The organism is Hymenobacter miniatus, from assembly GCF_016427455.1.
Classification (GTDB): domain Bacteria; phylum Bacteroidota; class Bacteroidia; order Cytophagales; family Hymenobacteraceae; genus Hymenobacter; species Hymenobacter armeniacus.
On record NZ_JAELXR010000009.1, the window covers coordinates 239,140 to 251,859 of the forward strand.

General features: G+C 62.8%; 6 protein-coding genes. 1 reads left to right on the forward strand and 5 read right to left on the reverse strand.

The genetic code is table 11. The annotated features are described in order from the left end of the window. Nucleotides 1-13: 13 nt before the first annotated feature. Both JAO73_RS15570 and JAO73_RS15575 read right to left on the reverse strand, forming a co-directional pair. Nucleotides 14-2,995: a SusC/RagA family TonB-linked outer membrane protein gene (locus tag JAO73_RS15570; RefSeq protein WP_198978063.1), complete on the reverse strand. Its 2,982-nt coding sequence runs from the start codon at nucleotides 2,993-2,995 to the stop codon at nucleotides 14-16. 61 nt (nucleotides 2,996-3,056) lie between these two features. Further along, nucleotides 3,057-4,718, reverse strand: a complete 1,662-nt coding sequence (locus JAO73_RS15575) for a fucose isomerase (protein WP_198978064.1) — start codon at nucleotides 4,716-4,718, stop codon at nucleotides 3,057-3,059. A 501-nt stretch (nucleotides 4,719-5,219) separates the two neighbouring features. Here JAO73_RS15575 and JAO73_RS15580 point away from each other — a divergent pair. Next, a complete protein-coding gene (locus tag JAO73_RS15580; RefSeq protein ID WP_198978065.1) occupies nucleotides 5,220-6,116 on the forward strand; it encodes an AraC family transcriptional regulator in 897 nt (298 codons plus the stop codon). 204 nt (nucleotides 6,117-6,320) lie between these two features. On the opposite strand, the gene JAO73_RS15585 is transcribed toward JAO73_RS15580, so the two are convergent. The 3 genes from JAO73_RS15585 to JAO73_RS15595 form a co-directional block, all read right to left on the reverse strand. Further along, nucleotides 6,321-7,253, reverse strand: a complete 933-nt coding sequence (locus JAO73_RS15585; protein WP_198978066.1) for a dihydrodipicolinate synthase family protein — start codon at nucleotides 7,251-7,253, stop codon at nucleotides 6,321-6,323. 58 nt (nucleotides 7,254-7,311) lie between these two features. Then, the gene (locus tag JAO73_RS15590; protein WP_198978067.1) at nucleotides 7,312-8,907 is read right to left on the reverse strand and encodes a sodium:solute symporter family protein; all 1,596 of its coding nucleotides are present in this window, start codon (nucleotides 8,905-8,907) and stop codon (nucleotides 7,312-7,314) included. Between the two features lie 134 nt (nucleotides 8,908-9,041). Further along, entirely contained in the window at nucleotides 9,042-12,557 is a 3,516-nt protein-coding gene (locus JAO73_RS15595; RefSeq protein WP_198978068.1) for a malectin domain-containing carbohydrate-binding protein, read from the reverse strand. Between the last annotated feature and the right edge of the window lie 163 nt (nucleotides 12,558-12,720).

Here is a 12,720-nt window from a genome sequence, read left to right on the forward strand (position 1 = left end):
ACTGCTGATTCGGTTAGAAGCCCACGTTTAAGCCGAACACGTACACGCGGTTCAGCGGCCGGTCAATCACGCCTTCGCCCTCGGGGTCGAAGTCTTTGAGGTTGCTGAAGGTGTAGAGGTTTTTGCCCGACACGTAGAGGCGGACGTTGTCGATGCGCAGGGCGCTGGTCACGCTTTTGGGCAGGGTGTAGCCCAGGGTCACGTTGCGGATTTTGGCAAACGACGCCTCGCGCTCGGTGAGCGTGGTCACGTAGCTCAGGCTGCGGGTGGCGTTGGGCCGGGGGTACTCGTTGGTGGGGTTTTCGGGGGTCCAGTATTCCACCACGGCGCCGTTGTTGTTGCCGCTGCGGGTGTACTTGGCGTAGTAGTCGGAGCTAATCCACTGGCCCACGCGGGCCACCAGCAGCACGTTCAGGTCGAAGCCTTTGTAGCGCAGGTCGTTGCTGAGGCCGGCCGTCCACTTCGGCACGCGCGTGCCGATGATGGTGCGGTCGGCGGAGGTGATTTTGCCGTCCGGCACGCCGTCGGGGCCCGAGAGGTCGGCCACCTTGATGTCGCCGGGAATGGCGCCAAACTTGGCCGCTTCCGTCTCCTCGCCCAGCTGCCAAATGCCGAGTTTCTGGTAGTCGTAGTAAATCTGCGAGGCCTCGCCTTCGATGAGCGAGTTGCGGTAGTCGTCGGCAATGACGTTGCCGTTGGGCAACGACACGATGGTTTCCTTGTTGCGGGCGTAGGTCAGGGTGGTCGACCAGGTGAAGTCCGCCCCGCGGAAGTTTTGCGAAGTCAGCGACACCTCCACGCCGCGGTTGCGGGTTTTGCCGATGTTGCGGTTCACGGTGGTCACGCCCGTGAACAGGGGCAGCGTGTAGGGAAAAATCAGGTCGGTGGTGCGGGCATCGTAGTAGTCGATGCTGCCGCTCAGGCGGTTGTCGAACAGGCCGAAGTCCACGCCGAAGTCGGCCGTGGTGGTCAGCTCCCACTTCAGGCTCTGGTTGCCGATGGTGGGCGAAATGGTGTAGGCCGGCGCGGCCGTGGTTTCGTTGAAGGAAATCTGCGCCAGCGTGAGCGAGTTCTGGGTGCCGTAGGCGTTAATCACGTCGTTGCCCGATACGCCGTAGCTGCCGCGCAGCTTCAGCTCGTTCAGCACCTTCTGGTCTTTCAGGAAGTTCTCGTCAATCACGCGCCAGCCCAGGCCCGCCGAGGGGAAAAACGCCCACTTGTTGCCCGGCGCCAGCTTCGAGGAGCCGTCGGAGCGGCCCGTGAGCGTGAGCAGGTACTTGCCCTTGAAGGTGTAGTTGATGCGTTCGGTGAAGGAAATGAGCTTGCTGTCGACCAGGCCGCTGCCGTAGAAGGGGTTTTGGTTGGCGCCGGCCAGGTTGTAGAACGACTGCGAGGGCAACACCTGGTTGGAGCCGCCCAAAAAGCTCGACGTGTTGGTGAACGTCAGGATGCTGCCCACGCCGGTGAGCGTCAGCGAATGGTCGCCGAACTCCTTGCGGTAAGTCAGCACGTTTTCGAAGCTCAGGTTGCGGTTCTGGTTGTTGGTGAGCGAAGCCTGCGAGTTGGCGCCCCGGCCGTCAATCGTGTTTTTGCCATAGAAGCTGCCCGCTTCCGACGTGGCAAAGTTGGCCGCCAGCGTGGACCGAAAATTCAGGCCGCTCAGGGGCGTGAGCTCGAGGTAGGCGGCCGCGGTGATGCGGTTGGTTTTGGTGTTGCGCTGGTAGGCGCCGGGCTGCTCGTCGGCCAGGGGGTTCACCACGGTGCCGCCCAGCGGAAACAAAATCAGGTTGCCGTCGGCGTCGTAGGGCGTGCCCAGCGGGGCGGCCTGCGAGGCCAGGTTGAAGGGGTCGCGCCGGATGTCGTTGTTGAGGTAGGCCAGCTGCGACTGGATGCCCACTTTCATCCATTTGTTCACCGTCTGGTCGATGTTGAGGCGGGCGGTGTAGCGCTTAAAGCGGTCGAGCTTCATCAGCCCCTTTTCGTCGAAATAGCCCGCCGAGAAGTACACCTTGGTGTTTTCGGAGCCGCCGGCCACGCCCAGCTGGTAGTTCTGCTGCAAGCCGTTGTGCAGCAGCAAATCGGGCCAGTTGATGTACTGCTGGTTGTTGATGGCGTCCAGCTGCGCGGCGTTGAACACCTTGCTGTCGTCGGCCGGGCTGTTCCAGGTGCCCACCGCCCGAAAGGCTTCGCGGCGAAACGCCACGTACTGCGGCCCGTCCATGAACTTGCCGTAGCCCGCCACCTGCGTAATGCCGGTGTAGGCGTTGAGCGTGAGCTTGGGCTTGTTGTTCGAGCCGCGCTTGGTGGTGATGATGATGACGCCGTTGGCGCCGCGCGAGCCGTAGATGGCCGTCGAGGAAGCATCCTTCAGCACCTCGATGCTTTCCACGTCGTTCGGGTCGATGTCGGAGGCGTTCACGCCCTGCACGCCGTCCACGATGTAGAGCACGTTGTTGGAGCTGCTGGGGTTGCCAATGGAGCGGTTGCCCCGAATGCGCACCGCGGCGCCCTGGCCCGCGTAGCCATTGGCCCGCGTGATGTCGGCGCCCGGAATCTTGCCCTGCAACGCTTCCACCACCGTGGTGGTGGGCAGCTTGGCGACCTCCTCCCCTTTCACCGACACCACCGCGCCCGTGAGGTCGCGCTTTTTCACCGTGCCGTAGCCAATCACCACCACGTCGTCCAGCGCGGCGGCTTCGGGCGAGAGGCGCACCTCCACGCGGGCTTGGTCGGGCTTCACGTTCAGCTCCTGGGCTTTGTAGCTGAGGTAGGAAATCACGAGCGTGACGTCCTGCTTGTCGGGCACCTGCAGCGTGAAGCTGCCGTCGGCGCCGGTGGCGGTGCCCAGCGTAGTGCCCTTCACCACCACCGTCACGCCCGGCAGGGCTTCCGACTTGTCGGCGCTCACCACCTGCCCGGTAAGGGTCCGGTTTTGGGCGAAGGCGGCGTGGCTGATGAAAAGCACCACCGCGAAAATGAACAGTATTTGTTTCATAGCGTGGGAATTTGAGGAGGAGAGTAGGTAGCGTCGGGGGGGCGGCTCCGGGCCGCGGGCACTAAGCGGGCTCGGCCACGAGGGTGCGCACCACGGCTTTGCTCACGCCCTGCACGTCGCCGCAGAAATGCACCTCCACGCCCAGCTCGGCCAGGGCGGCGGCCTTGATGCGGCAGAGCTGGTGGGCTTTGGCCTCGTAGGGCGCGTACACCACTTGGATGTGGTTGGCCTTGTGGCGGGCCATCATCTGGTTGCGGCTCACGCCGCGCAGCACCGCGTGCATGATGGGCCACTCCGGGGTGGTGAGCTTCCAGCGGCGCTGGGTTTCGGCGGCGGGCAGGGCCACGGCTTCGCCCACGCCCAGGTCGCAGTGCAGCTTGCCGTCCATCACGTACACGCGGCTCCACACGAGGGAGCCGGGGCGGCTCACGCCCTTCACGCTGCCGCCGCCCAGGCGGAAGTACATGGGGGGCTGCCGCTCGCTGCTGGTGCCCTTGTAGCCGTCCACGAAGTGCGCGGGCGGCGCGGCGCCCGAAATCAGGAACACCCACACAAACTCTTCGCCGTCGCCGGTGTCGAAGGCCTGGCCCCAGCGCAGGTCGTGCAGGGTGGTTTCGCCGGGCAGGCCCAGCTCGTTCCAGAGGCGGTAGGTGAGCAGGGCGTCGAGGCCGGCGCACTCGTCCACTTCGTTGAAGTGCGGCAGGGCCTGGCCGGCGTACAGCTCCTCGCCGGTTTCGGCCGAAAAAACGGGCGGCCGGTCGGTGTTGTTGAGCAAGCCCTCGGCCAGGTCGCTGGCCACGGTCAGGTCCTTGAGGCCCTGCTGGTACTGAATGCCGATGGTGTCGCAGCCGAACTCGGCCCCGATGCGCACGGCGGCGATGTACATCTTGCACTGCTCCAGGGTCTGGGCCGGGGTGAGCTGGGTGGCGTCGTGGGTGCCCCAGTTGAACTTCATGCCCCGGGCCAGCAGCCAGTCGAGCACGCCCTGGGCGTCGGCGTCGCTCACGGTGCGCATGGCCGCAAAGAGGGAAGACTGGCTCAGGCGCTCCTTAAACACGCCGGTGGCGTGCAGCAGCTCGTCGGGCACAATGGCGTTGTACATGCCCATGCAGCCCTCGTCGAACACGCCCATGATGGCCTTGTGCTGCCGGAAGCGCTGGCCGAACTCGCGGCCGGTTTCCTCCTCAGCAGCGGGCACGGTGGCGTCGTTGAAGCTGAGCACGTGGCGCTCGTCCTGCTCGATGCGGCCGTAGGCAAGCCAGTTTTTCAGGTTGCTTTCAAAGAATTCGTCGGTAAAATCCTCGCTCCAGAGCGTGCTGTAGCGCACGCCGGCTTTGGTGAGGCAGCCGTTCAAATTCAGCATGCCCACCAGGCCGGGCCAGGTGCCGCTCCAGTTGGCCACCGTGAGGATGGGGCCCTGGTGGGTGGTGAGGCCGGCCAGCACGTGGTGCGAGTACTGCCACACGCTTTCGGCCACGATGAGCGGCTGGCAGGGCTCGAGGGTGCGAAACACGTCCATGCCCATGCGCTGCGAGTCGATGAAGCCGTGCTTTTTCACGGGGTCGTAGGCGTGGGCGCGCTTCACCGTCCAGCCCTGCCGGGCGAGGGCCGCCGTCAGGCTTTTTTCCATGGCCTGCTGGGCGGCCCAGCAGTTTTGGTTGGCGGCGAGGCGCAGGTCGCCGCTGGCGAGTAACAGAACTTCTTTGGTGGGGAAAGTGGCCACGGCGTGCAGAGGCTTTTTGGGTGAACCAGGTCCTGGCGGGCCGCTTCGGCGCGGCCGACTGGGGCAGGAAGTGGCGTCGGAAACAAGCGGAAATACCAGCTAGACAAATTTGCTAGCCCCGCCCCGCGCGGACCTGCCGGTTCTTGCCTACTTAGTGTAGGATGTTAGCATGGGACCGGCGCAAGGCCATTTGCGCGATTTTCTGGCCCTCGCTTTTCGCCGTGCCGGTACCCTTCCCAGAATTTGTGCGCTGAATGGCAAGGGCAGGCAAGTACAGGAGAGTTGCCCTGGGAAAGGCAGATAAATTAGTGACTACTTACCAACCAAAGCTGCTTCGAATTATCGGGGTTTGCGCCCGGCAATCGGCAGGATAACATCCTAGAGAAGCTTGCTCACCTGGCGTAAGCACTCCGTCCTCCTGCCCTTCTATCACAAACGTTTTCGTTCCCTCGCCCCGGTATCCGTCTAAATCCCGTCAATTCCCACCATCCCTCTCTTCTCATGAAAGCCCATTTTCACAAAGTTCCGGTAGCTCCCCAGAGTTCGTTCAGCGTGCGGCACGACCAGAAGCCCAACTTCGGCACGGTGTGGCATTATCACCCCGAGCTGGAGCTGCACTACGTCATCAAGGGCGAGGGCGTGCGCCTGATGGGCGACAACATCAGCAACTTCTCCTCGGGCGAGATTGTGCTGCTGGGCGCCAATCTGCCCCACACCTGGCGCTGCAACGAGGAGTATTTCCAGGGCAACCCCGAGAAGGAAGTGGAGGCTATCGTGATTCAGTTCCTGCCCGAGTGCCTGGGCCGCTACCTCTTCGGCCTGCCCGAGGCCTACCTCATTCCCAAGCTGTTTGAGAAAGCCAAAAGCGGCCTGCTCATCACCGGCAAGGCCAAGGCCAAGCTTGCGCCCCTCATGCGCCAGGCCGTGCACGCCACCGACCTCGACCGCATCATCATTTTCCTCTCCATCCTGAAAATACTCTCCGAAACCACGGAGGTGAAGACCATTGCCTCGGAGCACCACGCCTTTAAGCAGAGCAACGAGTCGGACGTACAGCGCATCAACAAGGTGTGCAACTACACGCTGTCGAACTACAAAAAGGAAATCACGCTGGATGAAATTGCCTCCATCAGCAACTTGAGCGTTACGTCGTTCTGCCGCTACTTCAAGCTGATTACCAAGAAAACGTACTACGATTTCCTCATCGAAATCCGCATCAGCCAAGCCTGCCGCCAGCTTATTGAGGACAAGTTGCCGACGGAGGTCATCTGCTTCGAATGCGGCTTCAACAACGTGTCGAATTTCTACCGTCACTTCAAGAAAATCACGAAGATGACGCCGCTGGAGTACAAGAAAAAGTACCTGCACAGCCACAAGGAACTGGCCATGGCGGCGTAGGGCCGTAGTGTGGCGCCTCCCCCCGGCCCCCTCTCCCAAGGGAGAGGGGGAGCCGAACGTATTTTAATCTCTTAGCTTACACAAAAGGCCCGCTGCAATCGCACAGCGGGTCTTTTTTTTGTTAATTAACGAAGTAATGCCGTGGCTCCCCCTCTCCTTTCGGAGAGGGGGCCGGGGGGTGAGGCGCCCCGTCTGAACGACACCCTACGCCACCAGCTCCAGGTTGCGGCTTAGCACGCTGTAGTCGCCGTACAGCGCCTCCACGCCGGCGCGGATGGTGCTGGTGAAATTGCCCACCTTGCGGCGCGTGAACGTGGAAATATCGACGCCGCGCTGCTTGAGCGAATACTTGGCCACCGTGGGGTACACGTCGTGCATCACGCCCATGTTCTTGATGAAGAAATCCTGCACTTCGTCGACTTCAGCACGCAGGCTGGCGTTGTCGTAGTTGCGGCACAGCCACACAATGAGCTCGGGAAAGAAATTGCCCTGAATGCACGAGAGGCCCGCCGCGCCGGCGCGCAGGCTTTCCACGGCGTGGCCCATGTATGCATCGTACAAGCCGAACCGATGGCCTTGGGTGGCCGCCAGCTTGGCCCGAATCTGCTCAATGTCGAGGCAGGTGTCTTTGTGGTACGTCACGCGGCCGGTGCCCACGAACTGCCCCAGCTGCTCGGCCGATAGTACGCGCTTGTAGGGCTCGGGGCACTCGTAGAAGCCCAGCGGCACGCCGGCCGTCGAGTCCAGCAGGCGGTGGAAACGCTCGTTGAACACTGCGTCGGACTCTTCCTGCCGGGCCAGTAGGCCCGTGATGACGATGACGGCCTCGGTGCCGGCGGCGTACACCTGCTTCACAAAATCGGCCTGCTCGGTGAGGGGGCCGGCAAAGGTGCCGGTGGCCACCACGGGCACCTCGCCGGCGGCCACGTCCACGATGTGGCGGATGCTTTGCAGGCGCTCCTCGGCGCTGAGCTCAAACATCTCGCTCGACAGGCAATTGGCAAACAAACCGGCCGCACCGGCCTTTAAGTACATCTCGGTCAGGCGGGTAAGGGCCGGATAGTCGATTTGCCCATCGTTCTGAAAAGGCATGAGCATGACCGGGATAAATCCCTTCGCTGAATGTTGCATAACCATAAGGGCTTAATGTTCGGGGCCGCAGGCGGGCCGTTCGGGGTAGAAAATGGCGGGCCGGCTAGTGCACGGACTGTTTTACTTCTTCGGGGGCCAGGGCCGGGGCGCGGCGGCTGCGAAAGCGCGTGAGCAGCAGCCCCAGCAGGAAAATGGTGAGCGTGCCCACCACAATCACCATGCTCTGGTGCAGCGGGTTGCGCAGGGCCGCCAGGGACTCGGGCAGCTGGGGCGAGAGCGTGAGCCAGACGATGACCAGCACGCCGATGATGGTGGCCGTGAGGGCTTCGGCGTTGCGCGTTTGCCGGCTAATGATGCCGAGCAGAAACAGGCCCAGCATGCCGGCCGCGAAAATGCCCGACAGCTGCCACCACACGTCGAGCACGCTTTTCACGCCTATCATGGCAATGCCCACGCCCATGCCCAGCAGGCCCACCGCCACCGTGCCCACGTGCAGCGCGCGCATGGTTTGCTTCACGGTGAGGTTGGACTTGAAATACCGCTCGTAGATGTCGACGGTGAACACCGTGGCCGAGGCATTCATGCCCGAGCTGATGGTGCTCATGGCCGCCGAGAGGATGGCCGACACGATGAGGCCCACAAAGCCGGGCGGGATTTTGGTCACCATGAAATGCGGCATCACCTTGTCGCCGTAGTCGGCCGGCTGCAGGGCGGCGGCGGCCTGGGCAATTTGGCCGGCGGTGGCGGTGAGGGGCAGCTTTTCGGCGGCCACTTTCAGCTTCACGGCCTCAATCAGTTCGGGGTGCACTTGGTAGTAGGCAAATAGCGCCGAGCCGATGACGAAGAACAGCAGCGAAGCTGGCACATAAATCAACACGCAGAGCCAGATGGACTTGGCCGCCTGCTTAGCCGAGGTAGCGGTGTGGTAGCGCTGCACGTAGTTCTGGTCGACCCCGAAGTTGTTGAGGTTGATGAAGAACCCGTAGAGCAGCACCACCCAGAACGTGGACGTGGTGAAATCCGGCGCGAAGCCGCCGAGGCTGAACTTATGCTGCGCCTGCCCAATGGCCACGATGTTGGAGAAGCCGCCCGGCATGTTGGTCACAATCAGGTACAGAATCAGCAGCGCCCCGAAGGTTTTCACCACGCCCTGCACCACCTCGGTCCAGATAACGGCCTCGATGCCCCCCATTACCGTGTACACGATGATGCAGCTGCCCGTCACCAGCATTATCATCTCCATCGAAAAGCCCGTGAGGGCCTGCAGCGTGAGGGCAATGCCGAAGAAGATGGAGCCGATGCGGGCCAGCTGCGTGAGCAGGAAGCACGCCACGGCATAGGTGCGCGCCCAACTGCCGAAACGGTGCTCCAGGTGCGTATAGGCCGATATTTCGCCGGTGCTACGGTAAAATGGTACAAAGTAGCGCGTGGCCACCCAGGCCGCCAGCGGCATCGAAATGCTGAAAACAAAGGCGTTCCAGTTGGTGCCGAAGGCCTTGCCCGGCACGCCCAAAAACGTGTTGCTACTGAGGAAAGTAGCGTAGATAGACATACCGATGGCCCAGCCCGGAATCAGCCCCGAAGCGCTGGAATATTGCTCGGCATTCAGGTTTTTACGGGAAAACCAGGCCCCTACGGCAATCATGGCCACCAGATACAGGGCGATGATGACCAGGTCAAGAACTCGCAAATTGCTCATGAGGCCATAATACCGATTTGCCGCGACTTGAGCCCAAAACGGGCCCGCCGCCTACGCACAAATTTACCTCGGCCCGAAACCGGCCGGGTATACCATGTTCCCCTCCTATTGTAGCATCTTGACCAGCCGTTTCCTTACTGCACGTCGAGCCCCGAAACGCTCAGGCCCGCGGCATCGGTGGCGGCGAGCCTGATGCGGTAGCTGCCCGCGTTTATCATGCCGCCGGTGGAGGTGGTGAGGTAGTTCCACTTGCCGGGCTTGGAGGGCACCAATTCTACTTTTTCGGTTTTAAGCACGGTGCCATCGGCCAAGGCCACGGTGAGCGTGCCGGCGAGCGGCCGGGCGAGCTGGTTGGCGTAGCGGAAGGTGAGCGAGTACGTGTCGGCCACGCCTACCTGAATGCTCCATTCCAGGGCGCCGCCGCTGGGCTCTTTGAAGGTGATGCTTTCCTTCGTGTTCACCGTTTCCTTCACCAGACCGGGGCCGCTGAGGCGGGCCGTGGCGGGCTTGTAGCCGGTCACGGCCTTGAGGTCGTAGGCCGGCTCGATGGTGCTGGCGCGGTTTACGGCCACGAGGTAGGCGCTACCGTTGGCGCCCAAAGAAACGGTGGCGTGGGCGGGGAAGCGCTTGCGGTACAGGTGGAAAGTATTGGTAGCTGGTCCGGCCGTTTCGAGGGTGGTTTTGGTATCCTCATACTCCTTCAGCCAAGTCGGACGAGTCGCCTGCTTCACGTCAAGGGCCACATAAACATCGGCGGCAGTACGGGTGCTAAATGTGCCGCCAACAACTCCGCCCTGGCCCGGCCCGCGCAGCCACTCGGCCCCGTAGAGCGCGGAGGGCAGGGCGCTAAAAGAAGCCGGCGTGTCGCTGAAACTCGGGTTGCCCGTATCGAGCCAGGTTTGGGCCGACCACTGCGCGGCCTGAGCCGGGTTGTTGAGTTTCAGGCTGCCGATGATGGGTTGCGGCGCCGGAGCCGGCTGGGCCCTGGCGTCGGCAGTAGCAATGGCAATGGCCGAAATCAGGGCTTGGCCGGAAGCGACGTGCGGGAAGGACACGACCAACTGACCGTCTGTCACGTGGGCTTTCACGGTCTTTTTCAACGCTTGGTCGTGGCCGGCTTCTTTCCAGATATCGAGGTTTTTGATAGCCGTTTCGCCGTTGATAGCCACGTCGAATAGGCGCCAGCTGGTGCAATCCAGCCCGCCGCCGGTGCCCAGCCAGGGCTCGGAGAAATAGAGCTCCACCGTGTACTCGCCGTTGGGCACCGGAAAGGCGTAGCGCAGCTTCTCGCGGCCGTAGCGGAAGGTTTGGAACAGCGGCCAGTCGCGGGTGCCGCGGATGGGGTCGTGGGTGCGGCGCTGGCTGGCAAAGAAGGGCGCGATACCGGGAAACGCCTGCGTCCACGACTCCGAGCCCCAGGTTTTGGGGCCGGTGCGGGGCTGGTCGGTCTGCCAGGTCTGGCCGTGCTGGTCCTGGTAAGCGGGGCCGCCGCAGTTCACGCGGTAGAGGTAGTTGAGGCCCGGTTGAGGCTGGGTGAGGGGCTGGGCATCGGCCAGGAATTGGTCGAAGTTGGGTGCTTTGGGCAAGTGGTGCAGCACGATGTAATCCTTCGCCACGGCCTTGCCGGCCACGTAGCCCACGGCGTAGAGCACGTTGTATTGGATGTCGACGCCATCCCACTGGAAATGGGTGCCAATGCCCGCCGGGTAGGTTTTGCGGCCCAGCGAGGCGGCATTTACGTCGTTGAATAGCTCGACTTCGTCGCAGTTGGAATAGACGGTGATGCTGTCTTTCCGTCCGGGTGTCAGCCAGCGGTCGGGCCAGGTGTGCGAGGCCACGTAAACCATCGGCTCCGTGGCTTTCGGCGCGTAGTTGGCCCGGAACATATAGAACGCATCCGTAGGCTCTTCCCAAGGCGTGAGCAGGCCTTTGTAGTTGACGGGCCCGATGCGGTCGAGCTCGCGCTGGCCTTCGCCGCCCTGCACGCGGCCGGGGTTGTCGTGCGAGGTCAGCAGCCAGAAGAAATGGCCGGCGGTCTGGTCCTTGGCGGCTTCGGCGAGGCGCACTTTCAGCTCCATGAGCTGGGCAAAACGGTCTTCGCTGAACGGGCCGCTGTTGAAGGCGGGCGGGCCGGATTGGTGCAGGTCGAGGGTGCGCCAGGCGCCGTACTCGCCGATGAGCACCTGGCGGGCCACGTCGGCGCCGTACTGGTTGGGGTCGCCGCCGTAGGTGCCGGTCCAGTTTTGGGGCACGTCCCAGTCGGTGCCCTGCCCGCCGTTGCAGGTCGTGATTTTGCGCTCGCGCGAGGCCGTGGGGTCGAGCTGGCGGATGAGGGCGCTGCACTCGCGGGCGAAGTCAGCGGGCAGCGTACTCTCGTTTTCGAGGCCCCACAGAACTACCGAGGGCGAGTTGCGGCGCTCCTTTACCCAGTCGGTGAGCAAGGTTTTGAAGTTCTGGCGAAACGCAGGCGTGTCGTACCACACGTGGGCGGCCAGTTGCGGCCACCACAGCAGGCCCAGCGAATCCCAGTTGGCCTGGTAGCGCAGGTTGTGCGGCTGGTGGGCGTCGCGGAAGGCATTGAAGCCGGTGGCTTTTATCATCTGCACGCGGGTGCGAATCTGCTCCGGTGTGAAGGCGTGGCTCTGGCCCAGCAGATGCTCGTACTCGGCAATGCCGTTGATGAAAACCGGCTTACCATTGAGCAAAAATTGCTTTTGCCCGGCCGCAGCGGCCCGGCCAATCGGCCAGCTCACCCAGCGAATGCCGTAGGGCATTTCCACCTCATCCAGCAGCTTGCCCTTGGCGCTGATTTTTGTCACCAACCGGTACAGATACGGGTCGGCCAGCGACCACAAATGCGGCTGCTTCAGCACCGGCAGCTGCTGGTGAAGCTGGGCGCTGGCCCCGGGCGCCAGCTTTTGTTTGGTGCTGGCTGCGGCCACGCTCCTCCCCTGCCGGTCCAGCAGCTGGCTGCTGATGGTCAGAGTTTGCGCTCTAGCTCCGTAGTTTTTTAGCTCAGTGTCAACTCGCAACTGCGCCGCCTGAGCTGACACTGTAGAATCGGCCCAGACGTGCACGCCGAAAGGCTCGACCCGCACCGGGCTGGTGACTACCAACGACACCGGCCGAAAAATGCCCATTGGCTGCGAGCCTTCCGAAAAGCCGCGTTCCTCGGAGCAGCCGCCGCACACCCAAGGCAGGTCCTGGATGTTGGCCGGGTGGTCGGCGCGCACGGCCAGCACGTTGGGCTGGCCGGCGAGCTTGAGCGTAGCCGTCACGTCGAGGGTGAAGGTGGTGCGGCCGCCGGCGTGGTAACCAACTTGCTGGCCGTTGAGCCACACCGTGGCGTAGGAACCCACGCCCTCAAAAAACAGGAAGCTCCGAGCGTCTTTCGCAACGGGCGCCGTGGTGAAGGTTTTGCGGTACCAGGCATAGCCGTGGCGGTTGCCGTGGCGCTGGCGGCGGTAGCCCTCGTAAGCGTCCCAGTTGTGGGGCACGGCCACTGTTTGCCAGGCGTGGTCGTTGAAATCGGGCCGTTCGAAGTTGGGGTAAGCTCGCTGGTTGTGGTCGTCGGCAGCAGTATGCCAGTTGTCCAGCAGGGGAATGGTGATGCGTGGCGTCTGGGCGTGGGCTTGGGAAGCTAGCAGCACTAAAAGGAGCAGGAAAAGAATTCGCATGCCGTTCTGACGTGGCGCCTCACCCCCCGGCCCCCTCTCCCCAAGGGAATGCGGCCAAGCATTCTTCGGGGAAGCCTGATGACTTTCTTGAGCGAGGTGTGAAACGTTGTTCATTTTCAGCTATTCGTTAGGCACC